The organism is Paraburkholderia nodosa (assembly GCF_001718195.1).
Lineage (GTDB): Bacteria > Pseudomonadota > Gammaproteobacteria > Burkholderiales > Burkholderiaceae > Paraburkholderia > Paraburkholderia nodosa_A.
This window is the reverse complement of record NZ_MCNV01000001.1, coordinates 502777-528038: the sequence shown is the minus strand read 5'-3', so window position 1 is coordinate 528038 and position 25262 is coordinate 502777. Positions and strand designations below refer to the sequence as shown.

The following is a 25262-nucleotide window of genomic DNA, read 5'->3' as shown; positions in this document are numbered from 1 at the left end:
CGACATGGCGGGCCAGCGCGCCTCATTCGCCGCTTTGGTTGGACCAGTGCGGCAACCCCGCGCCCGTATTCGTGGCCAGCGTGACGTTGGGCTCGTTGCTCGCGTCAGCGCTGGCTTCGCTGCTCTGTTCGATCAGACGCTTGCGCATCGGCGCGAGGAAGAACTTGGCGCTCACGCCCGCCGCGATCGTGATGACCGCAGCCGCGATGAACACCGCGCTCCAGCCGCCCGTAGCAGACAACACCGAGGCCACCGGCACGAGCAGCGCTGCCGTGCCCTTGGCGGTGTACAGCGTGCCGGCATTCGATGCGGCGAACTTGCTGCCGAACGTGTCCGCGCAGATGGCCGGGAAGATCGAGAAGATCTCGCCCCAGAACAGGAAGATGAGCGCGGCGAAGGTCATGAACGCATACGGGTTCGTGCCGAACTGCATCATGCCGAGCAGCGCGAGCCCTTCACCCACGAAGATCAGGAACATCGCGTTCTCACGGCCGATCTTGTCGGAGATGAAGCCGCACAGCGGACGCGTAAAGCCGTTGCAGATGTTGTCGATCGACAGCGTGAGCGTGAGGAGCGGCAGCGTCATGCCGAACACCGTCATCGGAATGCGGGCGAGGCCCCAGTCCTTGGCGATCGGCCCGATCTGCGCCGTTGCCATCAGGCCGCCGGCGGCCACCGCGACGAAGCAGATATAGATCACCCAGAATACCGGCTGCTTGACCATCTGGCCCGGCGTGTAGTCAACGCGCGAGACGAGACGGCGGCCCGCCGCGGCGACGGGGCGCGTCACCGGCTTCACGAGTACGAGCGAGAGCACGAGAATCGACACGCCCTGCAGCACGCCGAAGAAGAAGAACGTGTGCTCGTAGCCGGAGCGCGTGATCATGTTCGCAATCGGAATCACCGTCACGGCGGCGCCGGCGCCGAAGCCCGCGGCCGTGAGGCCCGCGGCGAGACCGCGGCGGTCCGGGAACCACTTGAGCGCGTTGCCCACGCAGGTGCCATACACGCCGCCCGCGCCGATACCCGCGATCACGGCCGACACGTAGAGCATCGGCAGCGTCGTGACGTAGGAGTTGATCACCCAGGCGAGGCCTGCGCAAACCGCGCCGCCCGCCACGACCGGACGCGGTCCGAACTTGTCGACGAGCCAGCCTTCCACCGGCACGAGCCAGGTCTCGGTCAGAATGAAAATCGAGAACGCCAGTTGAATCTCCGCCTGGCCCCAGTGGTGGCGCGAATTCATCGGCGCGACGAACAGCGTCCATGCGTATTGCAGATTGGCAACGAGCGCCATGCATAGCATGCCCACCACCAGTTGAAACCAGCGGTTCGTCCAGAACGGACCGCTCTCGCTCCTCTGACCGATTGCATTCATATCGCTTGTCTCCGCTATCTATTCATTGCAGCCTGCATGATTACGGGTCTGCATAAATCAAGGCTTATGGTTTTAGCTTTTCACTTCGCCACGCTGTGTTTTTTATTCGCCGGCTGAATCAAGAATCCGATTGAATAGTCGTCAATCCTCATTCACCCTGGCATTACGTCAGACCCTGAAAACATCGTGAAACAAGGGCTTTTCTCAGTGTTGTCCCTTATGAAATCGTAATTCCGAGCGTTAACCCGAACCTGGCTTCGAGCGCTTTGCACGGCATTCGGACTCCTTTCAACTTATGCTAGGGTGATTGCTGAATTACTCACAATTAAAGTTTGTTATTATGTGGATTCAGTATCCTTTATGGTTCGGCCATGACGATGCGAAACGCCACGCTGCGCCAGCTCAAGGTCTTCGAGACCGTGGCGCGCCACCTCAGTTTTTCGCGTGCTGCGGAAGAGCTGCATCTCACCCAGCCGGCCGTTTCCACGCAGGTTCGGCAGCTCGAAGATCACGCGGGCCTGCCGCTCTTCGAGCAGCTCGGCAAGAAGATCTATCTCACGCCCGCGGGCACGGAGATGCTCCACTACAGCCGCGCGATCATGCAGCAGTTCCACGAAGTGGACGAGGCGATGAGCCAGCTAAAGGGCGTCTCGGGCGGCAAGCTCAACGTCGCCGTCATTAGCGCCGGCGATTACTTCTTTCCGCGCCTGCTGGCCGAGTTCACGCGCCGCTACAAGGGCGTCGCGCTCAATCTCTCCGTGCACAACCGCGAGCAGCTGCTCCAGCAGCTCGCCACCAATCAGACCGATCTCGCCGTGATGGTGCGTCCGCCCCACGCGACTGACGCCATCAACGAGCCGTTTGCGCCTCACCCGTACGTGATCGTTGCGGCGCCCACGCATCCGCTCGCCAACAAGCGCGCCATCAAGCTCAGCACGCTCGCCAACGAGGCGTTCATCGTGCGCGAGCGCGGCTCGGATACGTGGAACTCGATGGAAGAAGGCTTCGCGGGGAAGATCACGAACCTCAAGATCGCCATGGAGATCCAGAGCACCGAGACGATCAAGCAGGCCGTGATCGCGGGCATGGGCATCGCCTTTCTTTCGGCGCACACCATCAGCCTCGAACTGCAGGTCGGTCACCTCACCGTGCTCGACGTCGAAGGCTTCCCGGTCATGCTCAACTGGTACGTCGTGCACCGGAAAAACAAGCGCCTGCCGCCCGTCGCGCTCGCGTTCAAGCGCTTCCTCATGGAGGAAGGCGCGCCGCTCATCGAGAACATTACGAAAGTGTCAGAAGCGAGCTTGCATAAGTAAGATTTAATGGATAGCCAAGAAACCATCATGCATGACTAATCATTCGCGTCATATTGCGCGTTCTGTTGTTTTCCCCTGCTCCCGCAGATAGACGTCAGTGCGGTCCTTGCCGCTGACGCAGCGCACCGCCCCGGCTGCGTCGCCGCCGTGGCAAATCCTGTGACGCGTGATGACCCGCGCGCCCTCCGCTTCCGTGCGGCGTGTCGCTCGCGGCCAGCCAGGCGGGTTCGAACGCGCCGCTGCCGCAGGCCGCGACCAGCAGTTCATCCGGCACACCCGCAAAACTTGCATGGAATGTTGCGCTGAAGGGCTCGCGTGGCGGTGACGCCTCGACGGCGCCCGTGCGGGCGAGCCGCGGCCGCCGCGCGCCGCTCATGAGCCGCACGCCCAGCGCCGCGCACAGCACGCTCGCCGCGACCAGCACGGAGATCTCGAAATCGGGCGAAGCTCGCGCGCTCAGGAATTCGTAGCCGAGCGCAGCGCCCAGCAGCAGCGCGATGACCTGCATGACACGGTCGCCGCGGCCGAACGGCACGCGCCTGCGGACCGAGCCGCTCGCTTGCGCGCCACGGCTGAGCAAACGCAGCGCGCAGCCTGTCAGCAATGCGCCGGTCGCCGCCGCGACGAATAGCGCTACACGCTCGCCAGCACTCCGCTCAGGCTGCAACACGTAACCAACGAACGCGCCGATCAAGACACTCGCGCCCGATACACCCCCCAGCAGCGCCGCCGTCCGCGCGCCGGGCGTGTGGTCGCGCCGGCCCGCGAGGCACAAACCGCCCAGCACGCCGGCTTCGACCGCGACGGTCGCGTCGGGCCCATGCATCCAGCCCGCAGCGATCACGCCGGGCGGCACGGTCAGTAGCAATGCGAACGAAATGGCGAAGGCGAGCCGATGCCTGCGCGGCGCACCAGCGCGCCTGGCGCAGGACGGCGTGGAGCGGGAACGCGACAACGGCCACGCACGCACCGGCGCGAGCGCCGCCAATTGTGCAAATGCACAGCCAAGCCATGCGAACAGCGCGCCAGCGCCCAGCCACGCCAGGTCGCCAGCCAGTTGCTCCGGCATTTCTCCTCCTCGCGCGGCATCGCTGCCGCGCGCGTCTTTGGTTTCAGGCCGTCAAGCCGCGCCCTCTACGGCGGCGACCGACTCGATTTGCGCCGACGCGGCGCCCAGCGCATTGCTCAACGTACCGATCCCTTCGATGGTGACCTCGACCGTTGCGCCATCAACGATCGAGCCTACGCCGAGTGAGGTGCCGCACGCAATCACGTCGCCGGGTTCGAGCGTCAGATCCTGAGAAATAAGACTCACCTGCTGCGCCGGCGAAAACACCATGTCGTCGAGCGGATAATTCTGCCGCTCCACGCCATCGAGTTTCGTGACGACGCGTGCGCGCTGCCAGTCGAACCCGGAAACGATCGCCGGACCCAGACAACAGAACGTATCGAAACCTTTGGCGCGGCACCATTGCGGGAAGTGCGGATTCTCGGTGATGAGGCCCGCTGCCGTGACGTCGTTGACGATCGTGTAGCCGAAGATCGCCGACTCGGCTTCCTTCACGCTCGCATCGCGGCAGCGCTTGCCGATCACGATGCCGAGTTCGCCTTCGAAGACGATTTTTCCCGCATAGTGAGCAGGACGCCGAATCAATTCAGAAGAGCCGATCACCGAAGCCGGCGGCTTGATGAGAAAGAGCGGGTGCGATGGCACCGGCTTTTCGAGTTTCGCGGCGAGCGCGTGAAAATTGTTCCACAGCGCAACGATCTTGCCGGGTGCACAGGGCGCGAGCGGCGTAAGCGCGCGCAGCGACAGCACTGCGCCAGTGGGCACCGGCTGATCGAGCCCTTCGTATTCGTGCAGGTAACCGTTCTCGACGCGGCCGAACACGATGCTGCCGTCGCTCGCCATCAAACGCATCCACGTTTCCATGTTTCGCTCCTCGGTTTCAAACGGCGCCAGACGCGCGCAGCGAGTGGATCTCGTCCTTCGTGTAGCCGAATTCGGCGAGCACTTCGTCGGTGTGTTCGCCCAGCATCGGCGAACGCGTGACTTCGGTCGGGCTATCCGAGAGCTTGATCGGGTTGCCCACCGTGAGGTACTTGCCGCGCACCGGGTGATCCACCTCGACGATCGTGCCGCTCGCGCGCAGCGATTCGTCGCTGGCGATCTCCTTCATCGAGAGAATCGGGCCGCACGGAATGTCGTAGCGGTTGAGCACGGCCATTGCGTCGAACTTCGTGCGATGCATGGTCCAGTGCTCGATCTCGTCGAAGATCGCCTTCAGGCGCGGCAGGCGCGCATTCGGCGTGGCGTAGTCCGGATCGTCGATCCACTCCTCGCGCCCGATGAGCTTGCAGATGCGGTCCCACACGGGTGCCTGCGCGATGAAATAGATATAGGCGTTCGGATCGGTCTCCCACCCCTTGCACTTGAGAATCCAGCCCGGCTGCCCGCCGCCCGACGCATTGCCGGCGCGCGGCACGGCCTCGCCGAAGCCGTCGTTGGGATACTGCGGGTACTCTTTCATGACGCCGGTGCGCTCGAGCCGCTGCTGGTCGCGCAGCTTCACGCGGCACAGGTTGAGCACGCCGTCCTGCATGGCCGCAAGCACCTTCTGGCCGCGCCCCGTGTGCGTGCGCTGATAGAGCGCGGTCACGATGCCGAGCGCGAGATGCAGGCCCGTGCCGCTGTCGCCGATCTGCGCGCCGGAGACGACCGGCGGGCCGTCGTCGAAGCCTGTCGTCGACGCCGCACCGCCCACGCACTGCGCGACGTTCTCGTAGACCTTGCAGTCCTCGTACGGGCCGGGGCCGAAGCCCTTCACCGAGGCGACGATCATGCGCGGGTTCAGCGTCTGTATACGTTCCCAGCTGAAACCCATGCGCTCGAGCGCGCCCGGCGCGAAGTTTTCGACCAGCACGTCGCAATCGCGAATGAGCCGCTCCAGCACGCGCTTGCCTTGCGGGTTCTTCGTGTCGAGCGTGAGCGAACGCTTGTTGCCGTTGAGCATCGTGAAGTAGAGGCTGTCCGCGTCCGGCAGGTCGCGCAGCTGCTCCCGCGTGATGTCGCCTGCGCCTACGCGCTCTACCTTGATCACGTCCGCGCCGAACCAGGCGAGCAGTTGTGTGCAGGTGGGTCCCGACTGCACGTGCGTGAAATCGAGGATGCGCACGCCGTTCAATGCCTTGCCCATGTCATGTCTCCTTATCTAATCGTGGCCGGGCGAGTTTTCGAAAATCGGTGGGGTTGCGTGGGCAGAGGCGTTTCGCGCGATGGCGCGTCATCTGCGTCCTTGAGCAATACGGTATGTGATATATCAGAACGAAGCAAGAGGAGAATTGCCCATCGGGAATGCCATTAGAATCGCGTCGAAGCCTTATCCACCATGGCTTTGGTGCAAGTTCGTTGGCATTGACGCGGTGCACACGAGGGAAAACCCCGAACATTTGCCGCATCTGATATGCCAGATTCCGTGTGAAGGATGGCTGTCCCGCACCGGGATTTGGTCAGGGCTGCCAGGGGTTGATGCGCATAAAGTCGGCTGTCGGAGGCCGTTCTGCCGACGCGTGATGAATGAGCATGATGGGACGCGAAGGAACGTAAACGCAAAACGGGAGACCCGAAGGTCTCCCGTTTTGCCTAGAGGCGGCGTCAGCCGCCTGCGTCAATCCAGAAAATCGCAGTTCTTCTCGACATAAGCCGCGAGATCGAGCGAATGCTGGCGCACGAGCTTTTCCGCCAGCTCGGTGTCACGCTTCTCTAGCGCCTCGATGATGCGCAGATGATCGACGATCGAGCGCGAAGCCCGGTCGCTCTGCGAAATCGTCATGCGGCGGATGGCACGCACGTGCACGAAGATGTTCTTGATGGTGTCGAGGATGATCTGCGAGCGGGAAAGCTCGACGATCGCCTGGTGGAACGCGATGTTGGCGTCAGAGTACTCGGCGATGTGTTCGGCGGGCGTGCTGTCGCGGAAGTCGTCGAACATGTGGCGCAGCCGCGCGATTTCCTCGTCGGTGGCGTGGATCGTGGCGAGACGCGCGGCCATGCTTTCGAGCGCGGCCCACATCTGGATCATCTCGACGATCTCGCGCTTGCTCTTGCGCACGATATAGATGCCGCGGCGCGGCACCATGCGCAGGAAGCCCTCCTGCTCGAGCAGCGTCATGGCCTCGCGAACCGGCGTGCGGCTCACGCCGAGCGATTCGCTCAGCACGCGCTCGTCGAGCCGGATTTCCTCGCGCGACTGGTAGATATCGGCGTCGGCAATGGCCTGGCGCAGCATGGCATAAGCCTGATCGCGCAGGCTCAGTGTGGCGTTGATGGGCTGCAGCGCCAGCTTGAGCGGCGCCGCTTCCCGGCTTGCTACAACTTCAGTTTGTTCTGACGACATTGATTACCTCTTTTCCGACCTGCGGACGGATTCGCGGACCGAATTGTGCACGACGAACGGCCCTGGCGCGCGGTGCTTCGCCCAAACCAGCGTACCGGCCATGCTGCGCAGCCTGCTCAATGGCGGACTGCGGCAGCCACCTGGCGATCATGACCGTAGCAGCTGCACCCAGACCCACGACCGCTGCACCGAACAGTGCGAGAGAAACGAAATCCATTTGAAGCTCCGCATGATTGAGTAATCGAATAACTCAATCATATGTTGCGTCGCCACAAAAAGCAATATTCTGTATGTGATATATCAGATGCAGTCGTTTCCACACAACACGTCGATGCCGCGAGGCGTATCAGGGAGTACGCCCCCACATTGTGGGACGGTTCGACGGATATCAATAAAAACAACCAATCCTAGTGAGAAAACGGTGCTGCCCGCAAGAGGATATGCCATCGAAGGGCACGATCGCGTCATGCAAAGGTGCGAACGAGACTCGCACGCAACACAAACTGCGGCTGCCAAAGCCCATTTAAGCATTTCCGGTTGACAGCGCTGCAAGGCACCCCGCACACTCAAGCCATGCACACGTCCTCCACCCGCCTCGTCATCGCAAACACGATGAATCATCCGTGGAAAACCCATACGGGTAACCCACGGGGATGGTGTGCGTACTAGCAGTCTGTCGTCACGCAAATCACAAGCCCCGCCGGCATCGACGGGGCTTTTTGTTTTTCTGGGTGATAGCGCTCCGTCCGTCGGCTCCAAAAACTGGAGAAAACGATGGATGACGCTTTTCAGGCAGCTTCACTGACCGCTTCGCAACCCGCTTTACAGCCCGCCTCGCAATCCGCGCCGCACGCCGTTGCGGACGCAACCGACCGGCTCGACGATCCGTTGCCCATCCAGTCGGTCCATTTCGCCGTGCCGCCCATGCGCACTGTCACCTGGCGCGTGAGCGCATCAGCCACGCTGCGTGTTCAGGTAGCCCAGGTATGGGTCACGCGCGCCCGCTCGCCCTACGACCACTGGGTGCAACCGGGCGAGACGCTTCGGCTCGAGCGTGGCGAACGTATCTGGCTCAGCACTGAGGCCGCCTTGCCGGCACGCGTGAGCATCACGAGCGCATGGCAGCCGCCGTTCGCGGGCGTGCGGCGCGGTATGGAGCGCCTCGCCGCCTGGCTTGCGCTGCTCACGCTCCGGCGTTCGCGCGAGGCGTGACGCGCGATGCCCTGACGCTTGACGCGCCTTGAGCCGAACCCAGGGCCGCACACGCCAAAACGCCGGATGCGCCGCCCAGTTGGCGCATCCGGCGTTGTCGATCGAGGCCGTCGCTCAGAACTTGTGCCGCAACCCGAAGTTCACGATGGTCTGGTTCGAGGTGCCCGAGTAACCGTACGAGCCGACCGAAGCCTCGGCCGGCATCGAGCCGCCCGTGCCGTTGCCGGTATCGCCGCTCGCATGCTGCCAGGCCGCCGTCATGTAAAGGTCCGTGCGCTTCGAGAGGCTGTAATCCGCGCCGAGCGACACCTGGTTGTAATTCGCCGACGTATCGCCGTTGGCATGCGTGTAGCTGTAGCCAATGCCGAGCAGCAGCGCCGGGTTCAGCTGATAGTTCATGAAGCCCTGGCCGGTGTTGTACTTTTGCGTCTCGCGGAACACCGAACTCGCATCGGGCGAGTAGCGCGCGTTGCTGTAGCCGAGGCCGAAGGTGAACTGGCCGAGCTGGTACTGCGCCGCCGCGCGCGCAATGGTGAGCGAGTGTGCCGTAGCGTAGCCGGAGTTGATCGGGCCGTCGAAGGTGCCGTCCGAGGTGCTCGTCCAGCCGCCGGTGCGAATGCCGTTGACGGCCTGGCTGTTCGCCGCGTAGAAGTAGCCGCCTGCCAGCGCGAGCGGACCGTTGGTGTAGTTGACCGCCGCCGAGTACGACTGCTCGGCGCCTGTCGAACCCGCGATGCCACCAAACGAGTACATCGCCGCAGCCTGGAGGCCGCTCCATACGGGCGTGGTGTACTTGACGGCGTTGTTGACGCGGAAGCTGTTGTCGTAGTTATCCACGTCGCCGGGCGTTGCGAACACGGAGCCGAAATAGTTGTCGGCCGTGATGCCCTGCACGAGGTCGATGAGCGGGTCATACTGCCGCCCGAGCGTGAGCGACCCGTACTGCTCGGCCGTCAAGCCCACGTATGCCTGTCGGCCGAACAGCCTGCCGCCCTGCGCAAGCGCGCCTGTGGACGGGTTGAAGCCGCTTTCCAACTGGAAAATCGCCTTGAGGCCGCCACCGAGATCTTCAGCGCCCTTCAAACCCCATCGCGAGCCGGAGAGATTGCCGAAGCTGCTGTTGCCGAGCGTCCAGAGGTTCTTGCTGCCGTCGGCGTGGTTGACGTAGGTAATCGAGGTGTCGATGGTGCCGTACAGCGTCACGCTAGTCTGTGCCTGAGCCGTGCCAACAACCCCGAGCGCGGCCAGTGAAAGGGAAGTCAAGGCTAGTCTTTTCACGTCATTCTCCCGGCACGGTAAAACAACTCTTGACCAAAGCAGACTAACTCGCCCGTCGAGCATTGTAAAAGGATTAAACGAGCTGTCTCGAATTAGTGACAGCGATTTCAGAAAGTGCCTGGTTAACACCCAAAACATCATCTCCGGCTGCCAACCAGGAGTGCCTGCAACGCCCGCCACGCAAGGCTTTCGGCGAACCAGCCCACTCGGCGCGCGTTTCAGCACGCGATCTGCGCCCGCCCATTACTCACAAGTTAACGATTACCTTGCCGTTCTGGCCGCCTGTTAATCTGGCCCTGCAAACATCAATCGCAAAAAGATTATTCCCTAATTAAATCCACTAGTTACGACGCGTCATCGCGTCGAATTGATCTGCACCCAATAGCGGTTTCTTGCACCGGGGCGTCAACCGGCGGGTAGTCCCATGCGTTTGCTGAGCTTAACTAGTCCTTTCCGAACGATTACGATTCGGCTCGAATTTCCGGTTCGCGCGCATGATGCGCGAGACCCGGCCTCGAAAGAACGTAAGCGCAAAACGCGAATAAACACGATGTCACCGCCGGGGAAGCTGTAACAGTCGATACGGCGACATCGCAGAGAGCCACCAGACCGATCCATGTCCCAATCGCATTCTTCGCGCGCGGCGCGCGCCCTCGGGGCGCTGCGCCGCCGTGCCGGTGCCCTGCACCTGCAGCGCTTTGTCGCGCCGGTGTTCGCGCTCGGTATCTGCGCGCTGCTGCTGGTCGTGTTCCAGCACCTCTCTCGCACGGTCGACTACCACTCGGTGATCCGCCAGCTCTGGACGCTCACGCCCGCGCAATGGGTCGGCGCCCTCGCCGCCACGGCCGTGAGCTTCGTCGCGCTGGTCGGTCGCGACGCCGTGGGCCTGCGCTACCTGGGCGCGCGCGTCTCGCGCGGCGCGTTGTGGGCCGGCGCGATCGCCGGCTCGGCGCTCGGCAACGTGACCGGCTTCGGCGCGCTCACGGGCGGCGCAGTGCGCTGCCGCGTGTATGGCGGCGCGGGCGTCACCGCCGCGCAGATCGGCCGCATGACGGTGTTCACGAGCGTCACGCTCGCCCTCGCACTCGTGTTCATGACCGCGCTCGGCATGGTGGGCGCCGCAAGCACGCTCTCCGGTCTGCTGCACCTCTCGCCCGACGAACTGCGCCTGATCGGCGGCGTGGTGCTCGGCTGCGGCGCGGTGATGGTCATCGTTTGCCCCGCAAGCGCGCGCGAGATCGAGCCGTTCGGCCGCGCATGGCTGCGCTTTTCGGTGCCGGCGCGGCGCGACCTCGTCGCGCAACTGCTGCTGGCCGCGCTCGACGTGGTCGGCGCCGGGCTCGCGCTCTGGTCGGTCATGCCGCATGCGCTTCTCGGCTTCACCGACTTCCTCACCGTGTATTGCGCCGCCATGCTGCTCGGCCTGATCGGCCACACGCCCGGCGGCATCGGCGTGTTCGAAGCCGCGATGGTCTACGCGCTCGGGCCGAGCGTGCCGACCTCGAAGGTGCTTGCCGCGCTGCTCGCCTATCGCGCGATCTACTTCGGCGCGCCGCTCGCGCTCGCCGCCGCGGTGCTCGCCGTATTCGAGGGCCGCGCGCTCAAGACACCGCTCAGCGCCCGCTTTGCGAAGCGCGGCGCCGATGGCGTCTCGCAACTCGCGCCGCTCTTCCTCGCCATCGTGACGTTCGTGACCGGCAGCATGCTCGTGATCTCGGGCGCCACACCCGCGTTCTCCAAGCGCATCGCGCTGCTCCAAACCATCGTGCCGCTCTGGGTGCTCGAAAGCTCGCAGCTGATGGGCAGTCTCTTCGGCGTGTTGCTCCTGTTCGTCGCGCGCGGTCTGCTGCGGCGTCTGGACGCCGCCTGGTGGCTCGCGCTCGTGATCGCCGTGGCCAACCTCGCGCTCTCGCTCGCCAAGGGCCTCGCCTTCGTCGAAGCGGGCGTGCTGTGCGTGCTGATCGTGCTGCTGCTTGGTACGCGCAAGCGCTTCAATCGCCACTCGTCGATGTTCAGCGAGCGATTCACGCCGGCCTGGCTCGCCTCGGTCGGCTGCGTGATCGCGCTCGCCGTGTGGGTGCTGCTGTTCGCGTTCCGCGATGTGCAGTACTCGCAAAGCCTCTGGTGGCAATTCGCCTTCCACAGCCGCGCCCCGCGCGCGCTGCGCGCCACGCTCGGCGCCGGCGTGTTCGCCGCCGCGCTCGCACTGTGGCAATTGCTGCGCCCCGCCGCCGGCCGCTTCGTGATGCCCCCGAGCGAAGACCTCGAAGAGGCCGCGCGTATCGTGCGGGCGCAGGAACGCAGCGACGCGGGCCTCGCGCTGATGGGCGACAAGAGCTTCCTCTTCTCCACCTCGCGCAAGGCTTTCCTGATGTACGCGAAGCGCGGCCGCACGTGGGCGGCGCTGCACGATCCGGTTGGCCCGCGCGAAGAGTGGCCCGCGCTGATCCGCGAATTCGTCACGCTCGCGCACGCACACAACGGCCGCGCGGCGTTCTACCAGGTGCGCGCCGACGCGCTGCCGCTCTATCTCGACGCCGGCCTCACGCTGATGAAGCTCGGCGAGGAAGCGCGCGTGATGCTGCAGGAATTCGACCTCAAGGGTCCGCAGCGCGCGCATCTGCGCTACGCGCTCAAGCGCGGCGAACGCGACGGCTTTTCGATCGAACATATCGAGCCCACGCAGATGGGCGCGAGCCTGCCGGTGCTGCGCGCGATCTCCGACGCGTGGCTGCAGGACCGCGAAGCGCGCGAGAAAAGCTTCTCGGTGGCCGCGTTCGACGACGACTATCTCGCCGCGCAGTCCGTCTTGCTCATCCGTCAGAACGGCGAGCCGCTCGCCTTCGTCACCTTCATGACGACCGATCTGAACACCGACGCGACGGTGGGCGTCATGCGCCATATGCCGGGCGCCTCGCCCTACGCGATGGAATATCTGTTCACGCAGCTCGCGCTGCATCTGAAGGCCGCAGGCTACCAGTCGCTCTCGCTCGGCATGGCGCCGCTCTCGGGCATGGGCCCTTCGCCGCTCGCGTCGTCCTGGCACCGGCTCGCGGGTTTCATCTGGCGCTTCGGCGGCCGCTTCTATAACTTCCGGGGGCTGCGCGGCTTCAAGAACAAGTTCGCGCCGCGCTGGGAACCACGCTATCTGGCCGCCTCTGGCTCGATCAGCGTGTTCATCACTCTCGCTGATCTATCGCTGCTGGCAGGAGGCTGGCGCTCATGACATTCCGTATTCCCAGGCTGCCGCGCATTGCAGGCACGGCAGCGGGCGCCGCTGCGCTGGCGTTTTGCGCGGTTCACGCCAACGCGGCTTCGACGCCCGTCTCGACGCCCGCCTCCGCCGCGACGATGCACGTTTCGGGCGGCCGTTACGGCGAAGTCGCGGTGACGAAACCGAGTGTCGCCATGCGCGGCTTCACCGTGCTGTTCTCGGCGGACAAGCACTGGAGCGCCGCCGACCAGACGCGCGCCGACGCGCTCGCGCAGCATGGCGCGCTCGTCGTGGGTGTTGAAACGGAGCGCTATGCGCAGAACCTCGCCGCCGTGAAGAACGAGACCTGCCATAAGCTCTACAGCGACGCCGAAGCGCTGAGCCACCAACTCGAACGCCAGCTAGGCTCCAGCGAGTACTACGCGCCGATCGCGATCGGCAGCGGCGAAGGTGCGCTCATCGCACAGCGCATGCTCTCGCAGGCGCCGGCGAACACGATGGCGGGCGCCGTGTCGCTCGATCCGGCCGCAAAGCTCGACGCGCGCTTCGCGCCCTGCCCGGCCGACCCCACGCTCTCGCGCGGCAATGGCCTGCCCGGCTTCTTCGAGCAGGGTGTGACGACGAAAGATGTGCACGCAGCCACTTCCGGCGCTCCGCGCGCCTTCGCCCCCAGCGTTGCCGACGCCGACAAGATCGTTGCGCTCACATCGAATCACCTGCGCGTCGTGACGGAGAGCGAAGAGGACGTGTCGGACCTGCCGCTCGTCGAACTGCCCGCGGCGCACCCCACCGACATGCTCGCGGTGGTGATCTCGGGCGACGGCGGCTGGCGCGATCTCGACAAGACGATTGCAGAAGCGCTGCAAAAGCAGGGCATTTCGGTGATCGGCTGGGACGCGCTGCGCTACTTCTGGAGCGAAAGGACGCCCGAGCAAACGAGCCACGATCTCGCCCGCGTGCTGAAGACTTACGGCTCGCGCTGGCATGCGCAGCACATCGCGCTGGTGGGCTACTCGTTCGGCGCGGACGTGATGCCGTTCGCCTACAACCGTCTGCCCGACACGTTGCGCGCGAAGGTTTCGTACATGTCGCTGCTCGGCTTCGCGCCGGACGCCGACTTCCAGATTCGCGTGACGGGCTGGCTCGGCATGCCCGCCAGCGACAAGGCACTGCAGGTGCGCCCGGAACTCGCGAAGGTGCCGCCTTCTATCGTGCAATGTGTGTATGGCGCGGGCGAGAAAGACACGCTGTGCCCGGCGCTCGCGAATACCGGCATCGACGTCGTGAAGACGAACGGCGATCACCACTTCGACGGCGACTACAATGCGCTCGCCGGGAAGATCATCGCGGGGTGGAAGAAGGAAATCGCGGCGCGGGGGTGAGGGAGCGAGTCGCCTTAGCGCCAGCGCTCCCACGTTAGTCTTCGCTGGCTATCGGAGCAATGGATCCTCGGTCGCTGTTTCATTTGCAACACCTCGGCTGCTCACGCAGGTTGTGGAGTGCTGCATCGACCCGTTGAATCCGCTCGGAGCTTCGGCCCCTCGCGGCATAGGCGCCTCCCCCTCACTTCCTCCCCACCAGGTACTGCACGCCCTGCGGCCCATAGCGCTCGGCGTGCGGCAGGTTGGCGGCGAGATGAAACACGTCGCCGACCTTGTAGTGTCGCTCTTCGTCGCCTACGCGGATGTGCAGTTCGCCCTCGATGACCAGCGCCTTCGCTTCGAACGGATGCGAATGGACCTCCATGACGCCGGCTTCGCGCGTCACGACAACGGGCTCCGGAAAGCCCTCCTCGGCCAGGCTGCGGATGAATGTTTCGCGCTGCATGTTTCGTCTCCTCGATCGACGGTGTCGACCAGCAGCCAGTTTGGCACGCACACCGAGACGCTGTTCATTTAATTTCACATATTCTGTAAAAGGCAGCCCGCTCGTCCAGGACTGAGCCGTCTTCTTGCGCGAAACCATAAAAAAACGCCGGCGTGAGCCGGCGTAAAGAGAGACTGCTACAAACTGCTTAGGCGACCACGGGCGCCGCCTTCGCATCCTCTTCCTGCTCCACGGAGGAGCGGATCAGGTAGTCGAATGCGCCCAGCGATGCCTTCGCGCCTTCGCCCACGGCGATCACGATCTGCTTGAACGGCACGGTCGTCACGTCGCCCGCGGCGAACACGCCCGGCACCGACGTCTGGCCCTTCGCGTCCACTTCGATCTCGCCGTGCTTCGACAGCGCCACCGTGCCCTTGAGGAACTCGGTGTTCGGCACGAGGCCGATCTGCACGAACACGCCTTCGAGTTCGAGATGACGCTTCTCGCCCGACGTGCGTTCGAGAAAAGCGAGACCCGTGACCTTCTGGCCGTCGCCGGAAATCTCCGTGGTTTGCGCGTTCAGGTGCACCGTGACGTTCGGCAGGCTGCGCAGCTTGCGTTGCAGCACTTCGTCCGCACGCAGTTGCGCGCCGAATTCGAGCAACGTGACATGGCTCACGATACCGGCCAGGTCGATTGCCGCTTCCACGCCCGAGTTACCGCCGCCGATCACCGCCACGCGCTTGCCCTTGAAGAGCGGGCCGTCGCAGTGCGGGCAGTAAGCCACGCCCTTGTTCTTGTACTGCTGCTCGCCCGGCACGTCGACATTGCGCCAGCGCGCACCGGTGGCGAGCACCACGCTCTTCGCACGCAGCGTCGCGCCGCTTTGCGTACGCACTTCGAAGCCGTTGCCCGAGGGCACGAGCGCTTCGGCGCGCTGCAGATTCATGATGTCGACGTCATAGGCGCGCACGTGCTGCTCCAGCGCCGTGGCGAACTTCGGCCCTTCCGTTTCCGTGACCGAGACGAAGTTCTCGATGGCCATCGTGTCGAGCACCTGGCCGCCGAAGCGCTCGGCAAGCACGCCGGTCTTGATGCCCTTGCGCGCCGCGTAGATCGCAGCCGCAGCGCCAGCGGGGCCGCCGCCGACGATGAGCATGTCGAAAACATCCTTCTGGTTCAGCTTCTCGGCAGCACGCGACGATGCGCCGGTATCGAGCTTCGCGAGAATCTCTTCCACGCCCATGCGGCCCTGGCCGAACACTTCGCCGTTCAGGTAGATGGTCGGCACGGCCATGATCTGGCGCTTCTCGACTTCGTCCTGATACAGCGCGCCGTCGATCGTGACGATCTGCACGTTCGGGTTGAGCGAAGCCATCGCGTTGATCGACTGCACGACTTCCGGGCAGTTCTGGCACGACAGCGACATATAGACTTCGAACGAGAACGCGCCGTCGAGCGCCTTCACCTGTTCGATGGTGTCGTTCTCGAGCTTGACCGGGTGGCCGCCCACCTGCAGCAGCGCCAGCACGAGCGACGTGAATTCGTGGCCCATCGGAATGCCCGCGAACGTGACTTTCACGTCGGAGTTCGCGCGCTTGATATCGAACGAAGGGGTACGCGCGTCGCCGGCTGCGGCGCCACGGCGTGCTTCGTAGGAGATGCGATTCGAGAGCGATGCGATGTCCTGCAGCAATTGCTGCAGTTCTTGCGACTTCTCGCCATCGTCCAGGTACGCAACGATCTCGATCGACTGCGTGACTTTTTCGAGGTAGCTTTTGAGTTGATCTTTGAGGTTGGCGTCGAGCATGGCTTTTTTTCCGGCTAGAGAAGAAGCGGGGAAATTCTAAGTATTGCCTGGCAATTTCGCCGTTCCGCTTATGGCGTCAAGAGGCGAACAGGCACCCGGACCGCGGCCGAGTGGGCGCGGCCCGGGGATACAGCTAGTGAGACTTCGGCGTCATGCGATCAGGGCGATCGCATTTGAACAGCGACGCTTAGATCTTGCCGACGAGGTCGAGCGACGGCTTGAGCGTTTCAGCGCCCGGCGTCCACTTGGCGGGGCAGACTTCACCCGGGTGTGCTGCCACGTACTGAGCAGCTTGCACCTTGCGCAGCAGTTCCTTGGCGTCACGGCCGATGCCGTTGTCATGGATTTCGCACAGCTTGATCTCGCCTTCCGGGTTGATCACGAACGTGCCGCGCAGTGCCAGACCTTCTTCTTCGATCATGACGTCGAAGTTGCGCGTGATTGCGCCCGTCGGGTCGCCGACCAGCGGGTACTGGATCTTGGCGATCGTGTCCGACGTGTCGTGCCATGCCTTGTGCGTGAAGTGCGTGTCGGTCGACACACCGTAGACTTCGACGCCCAGCTTCTGGAATTCCGCGTACTGGTCAGCCAGGTCGCCGAGTTCGGTCGGGCACACGAAAGTGAAGTCGGCCGGATAGAACACGACGACCGACCACTTGCCCTTGAGGTTTTCCTCAGAGACCGGAACGAACTTACCGTTGTGGTATGCGGTTGCCTTGAACGGCTTGACTTGCGTGTTGATGAGAGACATGCGTTGTTTCCTCGCTCTGGGTTGGGAAAAGGTATGGACGAAGATTACGGGAACCGCGTCCGTTTGAAAAATTGGTTGCTTTGATCGCGGGTATTAACCCTGCCTATCGGACCCCATAGCGTCCGTCAAAGCCCGCCAGTATGGGGTTCCGCGCCTGCATCGCGCGGCCCGAGCAACCCTCGGGGCGGTGAGCATACAACGAAACTGCGACAAGGCGCCTCACGCGGCCGCGCTGTCATGTTGCGTTCACGAAGCTTTATGCGTTAGATGCAGGCGCAACGGCCCTTCTGCAAGGGCCGCACGCTTGCTGCGTCAAAGCGCCCCGCCACGCGCGGTTGCCGCACGCGCCGCGAGCCGCTCGCGCAGGTATTGCGTGAATGCGCGAATCGTCACGGAAGCTTCACGATGCTGCGGGTACAGCGCATGGAGCGCGTTGGGCGGCGGCATGAACGGCTCCAACACCTCCACCAGCAGCCCCGCATCAACCGATCCCGCCACGATGAAGTCCGGGAGGTAGCAGATGCCGAGCCCGGCAATGGCCGCGTCGCGGATCACTTCGCCGTTGTTCGCGCGCAGCGGCCCATGCACGTCGAAAGGCGTGCGCACGCCATCAACGATGAATTCCCACGGCGCGCGGCCCTGCTGCCCGTACGGCAGGCAGGCGTGCTGCGCGAGATCGGCAGGCGTTTGGGGCGCGCGCCGGCGGCGCCGGTAGCCGGGACTGCAGCAGGCGATCATGCGCACGTCGATGAGCTTTTGCGCGACCAGCGTGGAATCCGCCAGCCGGCCGATCCGCAGCGCCATGTCGAAACCCTCGCCGATCACGTCGACGGTGCGGTCGCTCAGATCCATGTCAAAGCGCACGTCCGGATGCTCACGCAGAAATTCGGCGACGAGCGGCGAGAGGTGCGCCATGCCGAACGACATCGGCGCGCTCACTTTCAGCAAGCCGCGCGGCTCGCTGCGCCGGTCCGACATGGCCTGCTCGGCCTCCGAGACGTCCGAAAGGATGCGCTTCGCGCGCTCGTAGAAGTCCTGGCCGAGGTCCGTGACCGCCAGTTTGCGCGTGTTGCGCACCAGCAGGCGCGCGCCCAGATCGCCCTCCAGCGCCGCCACGCGCCGGCTCACGAACTGCTTGGAAAGCCGCAGCCGATGGGCCGCCGCCGTGAAATTGCCCGCATCCACGGTGGTCACGAAGATCCGCATGTCGTCGAGTTGCATTTCGATTGTCCACTTCATCGTGACAGTGAGTCGTATTTTACGGTGATTCCAGTCGATTTGATTGACCTAAAATTCTTCCATCGCAACCAATCAATCGAATCCCATCAACCCAATGGGGCCAGGGTAAGGCGCTAAAGCGCCAACTCTGCCCGACAGGAGAGACGAAAATGATCGAACTTCGCAAGGCAGACCAACGCGGCCGCGGTGAACATGGCTGGCTCAGCTCGCGCCACACGTTTTCGTTTGCCAACTACTACGATCCGAAGCAAGTGGGCTTCTCGGACCTGCTCGTGATCAACGACGACCGCGTGGCCCCGGCGCGCGGCTTCGGCAAGCACCCGCACCGCGACATGGAAATCTTCTCGTACGTGCTGGAAGGCGCGCTGGAGCACAAGGACTCGATGGGCACGGGCTCGGTGATCGTCCCCGGCGACGTGCAGCTGATGAGCGCCGGCACCGGTGTCGCGCACAGCGAGTTCAACCACTCGGCCGACGAAGGGGTGCACTTCCTGCAGATCTGGATTGCGCCGAACGTGAAGGGTGCGCAGCCGCGCTACCAGCAGAAGAACATCGCCGATGAGGAAAAGCGCGGCAAGTTCCGCCTGATCCTCTCGCCGGACGGCGCCGACGACTCGCTGCTGCTGCGCCAGGACACACGCGTCTATGCAGGCCGCCTCGACGGCGCGGAAACGGCGAAGATCGGAGTGGGCGCCGACCGCTACGCTTACGTTCACGTGGCGCGCGGCAGCGTGAAGCTGAACGGCGTGGAACTGGGCGAGGGCGACGGCGCGCGCATCCGCGCCGAGCGCGAGTTGAGCTTCAGCGACGGACACGATGCAGAGGTCCTCGTGTTCGATCTGCGTAATATCGAAGTGTCGGAGCTGTGGTCCTGACTTCGGCGTTGCGCCTGAGGTTATGCTTGCGCAGACCGGCGCGCGGCGGTCCATTCACTCAAAGTGGGCCGCCGCCCGGCAAAGCGCGAACTGATACGTAGTGAACTGCTTAAAACTTATTCGGAGAAAACCATGCGATACAACCTGTTCGGGCCGGGCAACGACGTCGTGCTGCTGGTCTCACGCATTCTGCTGACTTCCCTGTTCATCCTGTTCGGCTGGTCCAAAATCACCGGCTTTTCGGGCACCGTCGACTACATGGCGCACGTGGGCGCGCCCGTGCCGATGCTGTCGGCCGTCATCGCCGTGATCATGGAGTTCGCGGTCGGCATCCTGCTGCTCGTGGGTTTCTACACGCGGCCGCTCGCCGTGCTGCTCGCGATCTATACCGTTGCGACGGCCTTCATCGGCCATCACTTCTGGACCATGACGGGCGCCGATCAAATGGCGAACATGATCAACTTCTACAAGAACATCAGCATCGCCGGCGGACTGCTCGCACTCGCGGTAACGGGTCCGGGCGCGATCTCGATCGACAGGAAGTAACGCACGGTTTTTCGGCTGTAGAAAGGCGCGATGCCGGTTGGCATCGCGCCTTTTTTTGTCTCGCTCCTGCGCCACGCGGCGACGCCGTTGCGCATGCATCGCCTGCCCGACGATCCGCATATTGCAAACACGGCTTGATATGCTTGGCAACGCGCCCGCCCAGCCTCACGTTCTCCTTACGACCGATCACGCGCAATGCACGACCCACAAGACAACCTCTACGCCTACCTGACTTCGCTCCAGCAATCGGCGCTGGGCACGCTCAAGCGCCTGCCGCTCAAGAGTCGCGCCGCGCAAGGCACGCTCATGGCGATGCGCGCCGTGTGCGCGGCAGGCCTTGCATACAGCATCGGCCGCGCGCTCCACACCGAACAAGCGTTCTGGGCCGCGATCACGGCGATTGCCGTCACCCAGCACGATTACGCCGATACGCTTGCGCAGTCGCGCGACCAGTTCATCGGCGCGATTGCGGGCGGCGCGGTGGGGCTCGCGACGGCGGCGTTCGGCCCGGAAAATCTCGCGGCCTACCTCGTCGCCGTGAGCGTGGTGATCATCGGCTGCTGGTGCCTGAGCGTGAGCACCGCCGCGCGACTGGGCGCGATCACCACCACGATCGTGCTGCTCGTGCCCATTAACGGACCAGTGTGGGACGTCGCGCTCTTTCGCGTGGCGCAGGTCGCCATCGGCATGGCGTGCGCGGTGCCGGTCAGCTGGCTGTTCTCGTATGTCGAACGGCGCTGGCTGCAGTTGTGAGCCGCTTCTCTCAACGCCTGCGAAATAAACCATCTCCGCGCGCTCAGGAATCCGGCCCAGATTAGCGGCGATAATCGATGCCGCTGTGCGGCGCAGGTTGCCGCGGCGAAATCTGCGGCGCGTGCGCACAGTCGCCCCGCAAATGCCCCCGCCGATGCGAAATCGTGCGAAACTCCCCCGCCGCGCTCTGCCGCCGTCATGCCGATGATGGCGACTTTTCGGGGCGCAATCGAAATCGCAACCCACGCCGCCGCAAATTCACCCTATGAACACCACCACCCGTCCCACGGCTTCGAACGCCAAGTCCAGCAAGTCCATCACGCTCCTGCAAATGCTCGCGCTGATCGGCGCTGGCGGCATCGCGGCCTCGCTGCTGTTCCGCTACTTCCTGTAAGCGCAGCGCGTCCGGGGCATCAAGCCAACCGTTTTCGCTTATGTACAAGAAAGGCGTCGCCCTCGAAATCCAGTTCTCTCCTGAACGCCTGAATGACGGCGCAGGCGACCCATACTGGATCGACCTCACCGCCGACGAAGCGGCCGCGCTGCTCGCCACGCTGCAAAGCAAGCTCGCTGAACGCGAGAGCACCGCAGCGCCGCTCGTCGTCGCGCTCGACACCCCGCCCGAAGGCGCCACGCCCGAGGCCTCCTCAAGCGCCTCGACGGCTGCGGCCAGCGCCGACGACGGGCTCAAGCAATGGGTCTGTGTGATCTGCGGCTGGGTGTATGACGAAGCGGCAGGCGCCCCCGACGACGGCCTCGCTCCCGGCACCCGCTGGGCCGATGTGCCCGACGACTGGCGCTGCCCGCTCTGTGACGTGGGCAAGGAAGACTTCGCGCTCGTGTTCTGACGCGCGCCGTCGAAGGCGCGCGGCGCTCATACGCCCGCGCGCCCGAGCGGCTCGTAGAAAAGCGCAAACAACTCCGACTGCGAACTCACGCCGAGCTTCGCGTAAATATGCTTCTTGTGCGCGCGCACGGTCTCGAACGAAATGGCGAGCCGCTCCGCAATCGCGCGCGTGGAAAAACCGCTCAGGCTCAAACGCACCACTTCGATCTCGCGCGCGGTGAGCGGCACGCGACCGCTTTGCTGCGTGACCGCCTCGATGCGACTCGCAAAGCCCGCCTCGCTCAACTGCCCCTGCTGCGCCGCGCTGTCGGCTTCAGATACGTCAGACGCGACTGCCTCGGCAACACCCTCGGCAAACGTCTCATACGCAAGCCGCTGCTTCATGAGCGCGATCACCCACGGCGCGAACATCGCGAACAACGCAATATCGCGCTCCGTGTAATGGTGCTTTGCGCCTAGCGAGAAAATCAGCGTGCGCGCTTCGTCGAGAGGCACGTTGAACTGCACTTCGTCGCCGATGATGTTGCTCTTGAAGTAGCGCTGATAGTAATCCGTCATGCGGAAATTATCGGGCGCGACTTCGGCCAGCGTGACGAGTCCTGCGCGCGGCTTTTCGCTGGCGTTCAGATAGAACGGATCGAGCAGGTACATCCCCTCCAGATACGCGCGGAACAAGAGATCCACGGTGCCGTCGGGCATGGGCGACTCGGCGCATACGAGCGGCGCGCGATCGCGCCGGAAGACGAGCGCAACCCAGTTGTCGAACGCGACGAAGCGCTCGATCACACGCGTCATGCGGGTCCAGAAGTCGGGGCCGTCGAGGGCGTCGATCAGCGTCGCGATATGGTGATGGAACGCACGGTCCTGCCAGTCCAGTTCCATGAGGGGCTCCATGGGTCCTCCGATCAGGGTACCCCTGCAGGGTAATTTCTCGACAAAAATATCGTGGAGATAATAGCCGCTCCAGACGCCCGCGCGGTGCTTTACGTAATACATAAGGAAGGAGACAGGCATGCAACTCGAACTCGCGCAGATCCCGATCGTGGATGGCGCAGTCGCTCCCAACCTCGCCCGCGTACTCGACGCTATGGCCAAAAGCCATGAAGGCAGCGATCTCATCGTCTTCCCCGAAGCCACGCTCACGGGCTTTCCCACCCGCGAAAACGTGCGCGACGTAGCCGAATCGCTCGAAGGTCCGTCTTTGAGCAAAGTCCGTGACGCCGCTCGCGCCGCGAAGATCGGCGTGGCGGTCGGCCTTGCCGAGCGCGACGGCGACCGCTTCTACAACACGACCGTCCTGATCGACGAACGCGGCGACATCGCGCTGCGCTACCGCAAGACGCATCTGTGGGCCACGGACGTGGGCGTATTCACGCCCGGCGACCGCTTCGAGGTGTGCGAATTCAAGGGCATGACCGTGGGTCTCCTGATTTGCTACGACATCGAGTTTCCCGAAACGGCGCGCGCCGTGGCCTCGCTCGGCGCGGAAATGCTCGTCGTCACGAACGGCAATATGGATCCGTTCGGCCCCGTGCATCGCCGCGCGATCGTTGCGCGCGCAATGGAGAACCAGATGTTCGCCGCGCTCGTGAACCGCACCGGCGACGGCGACGACAACCTCACGTTCCCCGGCGAAACAGCGCTCGTGAGCCCGTTCGGCGACGTGCTCTGCGAGTTGAAGAACGAAGACGCGGTGCTGCACGCGAAAGTGGATCGCGCGCTGCTCGCGCAAAGCCGCGAACACTACAGCTATCTGCACGACGCACGCATTGCGCTCAATCTCGCGGACGAGAACGACGCGCAAGGCCGTCGCTCGCTCAACATCCGTCCGCGCACGCGTTAAAGACGCGTAGCACTAGTACCCGGTAACAAGCCCGGCAACCAGCGATCCGGCAAGCCGCCCTGCGCGGCTCGCCAGGCTCGCCCATGCCTGCCAGAACCGCAGCACCCAGGAGACAACTGCATCATGAAGCCTGCCTCGCCGTCGCATGAACGCGGCACTCAAGAACCTCACCTGAAGCGCACGCTCGGCCTGCCGTCCGTGCTCCTGTTCGGCCTCGCCTATATGGCGCCGCTGATCGTCTACGGCACCTACGGCGTGCTCGCAGGCGCGAGCCAGGACACCGCCGCCCTCGCGTATCTCATCGCGCTAGTCGCCATCGTCTTCACGGCGCTCAGCTACGGCAAGCTCGCGCGTCTTTTCCCGGTGGCGGGTTCGGCCTACACGTACACGCGCAAGAGCTTCAATTCGCACCTGGGCTTCATGATCGGCTGGGCCACACTGCTCGATTACTTCTTCCTGCCGATGGTGATCTGGCTGATCGGCGCGGCGTATCTTGGCGCGGCGTTTCCGAGCGTGCCCACGTGGATCTGGATCGTCGCGTTCATCGTGCTCACGAGTGTGCTGAACGTCATCGGCATCGAACTCGCCGCGCGTTTCAACATCGTGCTGATGATCGTGCAGCTCGGCATCGCAGCAATGTTCGTTGTCCTGTGTTTGCACTACGCCTCCGCGGCCGCAGGCCCGGGCGGGCTCATCACGGCGCAGCCGTTCTTCCAGCCGCACGTGCCGCTCTCGGCCACGATGGCGGGCGCTGCGATCGCCGCGTATTCGTACCTCGGCTTCGACGCCGTTTCCACGCTCACCGAAGAAACCATCGAGCCCGAAAAGACCATCCCGCGCGCCATCGTGCTGATCGCGCTGGTGGGCGGCGCGATCTTCGTGATCGCCGCGTACACGCTGCAGCTCGCGCACCCGGGCGCCGTGTTCAAGGACCCCGATTCGGCCGCGTTCGAAATCGCTCGCAAAGTGGGCGGCGATATCTTCGTGACGATTTTCCTCGCGGGCCTGATCCTCGCGCAGTTCGCCTCGGGCATCTCGGCGCAGGCCAGCGTGGGACGTCTGCTCTACGCGATGGGCCGCGATGAAGTGCTGCCGAAGTCGATCTTCGGCTACATCCACCCGCGCTTTCGCACGCCTGCGATCAACGTCGCGATTGCCGGTATCGTCGGTTTGATCGCGCTGAAGCTCGACGTGGCCACGTCCACCTCGTTCATCAACTTCGGCGCGTTCCTCGCGTTCACTTCGGTGAATCTGTGCGTGATCCGCCAGTACTTCAGCGGCGCGGCGGGCACGCGTGGCTTTGGGTTGCTCGGCGGTCTGGTGTTCCCGCTGATCGGCGCCGTGACCGACATCTGGCTGCTGTGCAGCCTCGAAAAGACCGCCATCGTGCTCGGCGTGATCTGGTTCGTGCTCGGCCTCGTGTACCTCGGCTGGATCACGCGGTGCTTCCGCCAGGCGCCGCCCGAAATGGCGGTGTAAGCGCAGCGCTGCACACTCAAGTCTGCTTCAAGAAAAACGGCGAGCGTCCGCCGATGGCGCGCTCGCTTCGTCAGGCGGCAGCCCGCTCGACCAGATGCCGGGTGGCAAGAGCTATGTCGAGCGCTACACCAAGCGCTTCAACAAGCCGGTCGAGCTGTATTCGCCGTACGCGTATGACGGCACGCGCGCCGTGTTCGCCGCCATGAAGAAGGCGAATTCGACCGATCCGCACCTCTACCTCGCCTCGCTCAAGACGACGAACATGAAGGGCGTGACCACGAACGAGCTGGCCTACGACCAGTACGGCGACCTCAAATACGGCGGCGTGACGGTCTACAAGGTCGTGAACGGCAAGTGGCAGCCGCTCACGACGGTCGGCACGAAGTAAGTCGACGAAGTGAACCGATGAAGTGAGCCCCCACTCACGCCGCGTTGCGGGCGCGGCGCCAAGTGTGGCTCGGACGATTTGGCGCATCGCGCACAGAACAGCCGGCGGTACCCGGCTGCGGCGCACGCCA

The 25262-nt window shown here is 64.0% G+C and carries 24 protein-coding genes; 12 read left to right on the top strand and 12 right to left on the bottom strand.

What is annotated here, in order from left to right; all coding sequences use genetic code 11:
- Window positions 1-22 precede the first annotated feature (22 nt).
- Window positions 23-1378, bottom strand: a complete 1356-nt coding sequence (gene oxlT / locus BFD71_RS02275; protein ID WP_069261632.1) for an oxalate/formate MFS antiporter — start codon at window positions 1376-1378, stop codon at window positions 23-25.
- Between the two features lie 371 nt (window positions 1379-1749).
- Between oxlT and BFD71_RS02270 the strand changes: the two genes are divergently transcribed.
- A complete protein-coding gene (locus BFD71_RS02270; RefSeq protein WP_069261631.1) occupies window positions 1750-2694 on the top strand; it encodes a LysR family transcriptional regulator in 945 nt (314 codons plus the stop codon).
- Between the two features lie 94 nt (window positions 2695-2788).
- On the opposite strand, the gene BFD71_RS02265 is transcribed toward BFD71_RS02270, so the two are convergent.
- From BFD71_RS02265 to BFD71_RS38820, 5 genes are all read right to left on the bottom strand, one after another.
- Window positions 2789-3763 (bottom strand): hypothetical protein, encoded by a 975-nt coding sequence (locus tag BFD71_RS02265; RefSeq protein WP_069261630.1) that lies wholly within the window; start codon window positions 3761-3763, stop codon window positions 2789-2791.
- Window positions 3764-3814: 51 nt separating this feature from the next.
- On the bottom strand, window positions 3815-4627 hold the full coding sequence (locus BFD71_RS02260; RefSeq protein WP_069261629.1) for a fumarylacetoacetate hydrolase family protein: 813 nt from the start codon (window positions 4625-4627) through the stop codon (window positions 3815-3817).
- Between the two features lie 16 nt (window positions 4628-4643).
- A complete protein-coding gene (gene frc, locus BFD71_RS02255) occupies window positions 4644-5891 on the bottom strand; it encodes a formyl-CoA transferase (RefSeq protein WP_069261628.1) in 1248 nt (415 codons plus the stop codon).
- Between the two features lie 471 nt (window positions 5892-6362).
- Window positions 6363-7091: a GntR family transcriptional regulator gene (locus BFD71_RS02250; RefSeq protein ID WP_069261627.1), complete on the bottom strand. Its 729-nt coding sequence runs from the start codon at window positions 7089-7091 to the stop codon at window positions 6363-6365.
- Entirely contained in the window at window positions 7072-7308 is a 237-nt protein-coding gene (locus BFD71_RS38820; protein ID WP_081771534.1) for a hypothetical protein, read from the bottom strand. Before BFD71_RS38820 ends, BFD71_RS02250 begins: the two co-directional genes overlap by 20 nt.
- 557 nt (window positions 7309-7865) lie before the next feature.
- Between BFD71_RS38820 and BFD71_RS02245 the strand changes: the two genes are divergently transcribed.
- On the top strand, window positions 7866-8303 hold the full coding sequence (locus BFD71_RS02245; RefSeq protein WP_069261626.1) for a DUF2917 domain-containing protein: 438 nt from the start codon (window positions 7866-7868) through the stop codon (window positions 8301-8303).
- A 114-nt stretch (window positions 8304-8417) separates the two neighbouring features.
- Here the strand turns inward: BFD71_RS02245 and BFD71_RS02240 are convergent, their stop codons facing one another.
- Complete coding sequence (locus tag BFD71_RS02240; RefSeq protein WP_069261625.1) at window positions 8418-9581, bottom strand: porin; 1164 nt, start codon at window positions 9579-9581, stop codon at window positions 8418-8420.
- A 616-nt stretch (window positions 9582-10197) separates the two neighbouring features.
- On the opposite strand from BFD71_RS02240, the gene mprF reads away from it, so the two are divergent.
- Window positions 10198-12807, top strand: a complete 2610-nt coding sequence (mprF, locus tag BFD71_RS02235; RefSeq protein WP_069261624.1) for a bifunctional lysylphosphatidylglycerol flippase/synthetase MprF — start codon at window positions 10198-10200, stop codon at window positions 12805-12807.
- Window positions 12804-14177, top strand: coding sequence for a virulence factor family protein (locus BFD71_RS02230; protein ID WP_083244998.1), 1374 nt, complete (start codon window positions 12804-12806; stop codon window positions 14175-14177). The genes mprF and BFD71_RS02230 overlap by 4 nt, the downstream gene beginning before the upstream one ends.
- A 181-nt stretch (window positions 14178-14358) precedes the next feature.
- On the opposite strand, the gene BFD71_RS02225 is transcribed toward BFD71_RS02230, so the two are convergent.
- The 4 genes from BFD71_RS02225 to BFD71_RS02210 form a co-directional block, all read right to left on the bottom strand.
- Window positions 14359-14622: a cupin domain-containing protein gene (locus BFD71_RS02225; RefSeq protein ID WP_069261623.1), complete on the bottom strand. Its 264-nt coding sequence runs from the start codon at window positions 14620-14622 to the stop codon at window positions 14359-14361.
- A gap of 187 nt (window positions 14623-14809) precedes the next feature.
- Entirely contained in the window at window positions 14810-16411 is a 1602-nt protein-coding gene (gene ahpF / locus BFD71_RS02220; protein ID WP_069261622.1) for an alkyl hydroperoxide reductase subunit F, read from the bottom strand.
- 187 nt (window positions 16412-16598) lie between these two features.
- Window positions 16599-17162, bottom strand: a complete 564-nt coding sequence (ahpC, locus tag BFD71_RS02215) for an alkyl hydroperoxide reductase subunit C (RefSeq protein ID WP_069261621.1) — start codon at window positions 17160-17162, stop codon at window positions 16599-16601.
- A 312-nt stretch (window positions 17163-17474) separates the two neighbouring features.
- The gene (locus BFD71_RS02210; protein WP_069261875.1) at window positions 17475-18383 is read right to left on the bottom strand and encodes a LysR family transcriptional regulator; all 909 of its coding nucleotides are present in this window, start codon (window positions 18381-18383) and stop codon (window positions 17475-17477) included.
- A 167-nt stretch (window positions 18384-18550) separates the two neighbouring features.
- On the opposite strand from BFD71_RS02210, the gene BFD71_RS02205 reads away from it, so the two are divergent.
- From BFD71_RS02205 to BFD71_RS42720, 5 genes are all read left to right on the top strand, one after another.
- On the top strand, window positions 18551-19276 hold the full coding sequence (locus BFD71_RS02205; protein WP_069261620.1) for a pirin family protein: 726 nt from the start codon (window positions 18551-18553) through the stop codon (window positions 19274-19276).
- A 132-nt stretch (window positions 19277-19408) separates the two neighbouring features.
- Window positions 19409-19822 (top strand): DoxX family protein, encoded by a 414-nt coding sequence (locus tag BFD71_RS02200; protein ID WP_042268447.1) that lies wholly within the window; start codon window positions 19409-19411, stop codon window positions 19820-19822.
- Window positions 19823-20017: 195 nt separating this feature from the next.
- Window positions 20018-20575: an FUSC family protein gene (locus BFD71_RS02195; protein ID WP_069261619.1), complete on the top strand. Its 558-nt coding sequence runs from the start codon at window positions 20018-20020 to the stop codon at window positions 20573-20575.
- 265 nt (window positions 20576-20840) lie between these two features.
- Window positions 20841-20969, top strand: a complete 129-nt coding sequence (locus tag BFD71_RS41960) for a hypothetical protein (RefSeq protein WP_256094453.1) — start codon at window positions 20841-20843, stop codon at window positions 20967-20969.
- A 40-nt stretch (window positions 20970-21009) separates the two neighbouring features.
- Entirely contained in the window at window positions 21010-21423 is a 414-nt protein-coding gene (locus tag BFD71_RS42720; protein WP_083244997.1) for a rubredoxin, read from the top strand.
- A gap of 26 nt (window positions 21424-21449) precedes the next feature.
- On the opposite strand, the gene BFD71_RS02185 is transcribed toward BFD71_RS42720, so the two are convergent.
- Window positions 21450-22304 (bottom strand): helix-turn-helix transcriptional regulator, encoded by an 855-nt coding sequence (locus tag BFD71_RS02185; protein WP_069261618.1) that lies wholly within the window; start codon window positions 22302-22304, stop codon window positions 21450-21452.
- A gap of 130 nt (window positions 22305-22434) precedes the next feature.
- Here BFD71_RS02185 and BFD71_RS02180 point away from each other — a divergent pair, with 130 nt between their 5' ends.
- The 3 genes from BFD71_RS02180 (at window position 22435) to BFD71_RS02170 (ending at window position 25132) form a co-directional block, all read left to right on the top strand.
- The gene (locus BFD71_RS02180; RefSeq protein WP_069261617.1) at window positions 22435-23265 is read left to right on the top strand and encodes a carbon-nitrogen hydrolase family protein; all 831 of its coding nucleotides are present in this window, start codon (window positions 22435-22437) and stop codon (window positions 23263-23265) included.
- A 123-nt stretch (window positions 23266-23388) separates the two neighbouring features.
- Window positions 23389-24744, top strand: coding sequence for an APC family permease (locus BFD71_RS02175; protein ID WP_069261616.1), 1356 nt, complete (start codon window positions 23389-23391; stop codon window positions 24742-24744).
- Between the two features lie 94 nt (window positions 24745-24838).
- Window positions 24839-25132: a hypothetical protein gene (locus BFD71_RS02170; protein ID WP_069261615.1), complete on the top strand. Its 294-nt coding sequence runs from the start codon at window positions 24839-24841 to the stop codon at window positions 25130-25132.
- Window positions 25133-25262: the final 130 nt, after the last annotated feature.

What these genes read in the sequence shown, in the direction of transcription:
- oxlT (WP_069261632.1), bottom strand. Translation starts at nt 1,378, where the DNA reads ATGAATGCAATCGGTCAGAGGAGCGAGAGCGGTCCGTTCTGGACGAAC.
- BFD71_RS02270 (WP_069261631.1), top strand. Translation starts at nt 1,750, where the DNA reads ATGACGATGCGAAACGCCACGCTGCGCCAGCTCAAGGTCTTCGAGACC.
- BFD71_RS02265 (WP_069261630.1), bottom strand. Translation starts at nt 3,763, where the DNA reads ATGCCGGAGCAACTGGCTGGCGACCTGGCGTGGCTGGGCGCTGGCGCG.
- BFD71_RS02260 (WP_069261629.1), bottom strand. Translation starts at nt 4,627, where the DNA reads ATGGAAACGTGGATGCGTTTGATGGCGAGCGACGGCAGCATCGTGTTC.
- frc (WP_069261628.1), bottom strand. Translation starts at nt 5,891, where the DNA reads ATGGGCAAGGCATTGAACGGCGTGCGCATCCTCGATTTCACGCACGTG.
- BFD71_RS02250 (WP_069261627.1), bottom strand. Translation starts at nt 7,091, where the DNA reads ATGTCGTCAGAACAAACTGAAGTTGTAGCAAGCCGGGAAGCGGCGCCG.
- BFD71_RS38820 (WP_081771534.1), bottom strand. Translation starts at nt 7,308, where the DNA reads ATGGATTTCGTTTCTCTCGCACTGTTCGGTGCAGCGGTCGTGGGTCTG.
- BFD71_RS02245 (WP_069261626.1), top strand. Translation starts at nt 7,866, where the DNA reads ATGGATGACGCTTTTCAGGCAGCTTCACTGACCGCTTCGCAACCCGCT.
- mprF (WP_069261624.1), top strand. Translation starts at nt 10,198, where the DNA reads ATGTCCCAATCGCATTCTTCGCGCGCGGCGCGCGCCCTCGGGGCGCTG.
- BFD71_RS02230 (WP_083244998.1), top strand. Translation starts at nt 12,804, where the DNA reads ATGACATTCCGTATTCCCAGGCTGCCGCGCATTGCAGGCACGGCAGCG.
- BFD71_RS02225 (WP_069261623.1), bottom strand. Translation starts at nt 14,622, where the DNA reads ATGCAGCGCGAAACATTCATCCGCAGCCTGGCCGAGGAGGGCTTTCCG.
- ahpF (WP_069261622.1), bottom strand. Translation starts at nt 16,411, where the DNA reads ATGCTCGACGCCAACCTCAAAGATCAACTCAAAAGCTACCTCGAAAAA.
- ahpC (WP_069261621.1), bottom strand. Translation starts at nt 17,162, where the DNA reads ATGTCTCTCATCAACACGCAAGTCAAGCCGTTCAAGGCAACCGCATAC.
- BFD71_RS02210 (WP_069261875.1), bottom strand. Translation starts at nt 18,383, where the DNA reads ATGCAACTCGACGACATGCGGATCTTCGTGACCACCGTGGATGCGGGC.
- BFD71_RS02205 (WP_069261620.1), top strand. Translation starts at nt 18,551, where the DNA reads ATGATCGAACTTCGCAAGGCAGACCAACGCGGCCGCGGTGAACATGGC.
- BFD71_RS02200 (WP_042268447.1), top strand. Translation starts at nt 19,409, where the DNA reads ATGCGATACAACCTGTTCGGGCCGGGCAACGACGTCGTGCTGCTGGTC.
- BFD71_RS02195 (WP_069261619.1), top strand. Translation starts at nt 20,018, where the DNA reads ATGCACGACCCACAAGACAACCTCTACGCCTACCTGACTTCGCTCCAG.
- BFD71_RS41960 (WP_256094453.1), top strand. Translation starts at nt 20,841, where the DNA reads ATGAACACCACCACCCGTCCCACGGCTTCGAACGCCAAGTCCAGCAAG.
- BFD71_RS42720 (WP_083244997.1), top strand. Translation starts at nt 21,010, where the DNA reads ATGTACAAGAAAGGCGTCGCCCTCGAAATCCAGTTCTCTCCTGAACGC.
- BFD71_RS02185 (WP_069261618.1), bottom strand. Translation starts at nt 22,304, where the DNA reads ATGGAACTGGACTGGCAGGACCGTGCGTTCCATCACCATATCGCGACG.
- BFD71_RS02180 (WP_069261617.1), top strand. Translation starts at nt 22,435, where the DNA reads ATGCAACTCGAACTCGCGCAGATCCCGATCGTGGATGGCGCAGTCGCT.
- BFD71_RS02175 (WP_069261616.1), top strand. Translation starts at nt 23,389, where the DNA reads ATGAAGCCTGCCTCGCCGTCGCATGAACGCGGCACTCAAGAACCTCAC.
- BFD71_RS02170 (WP_069261615.1), top strand. Translation starts at nt 24,839, where the DNA reads ATGCCGGGTGGCAAGAGCTATGTCGAGCGCTACACCAAGCGCTTCAAC.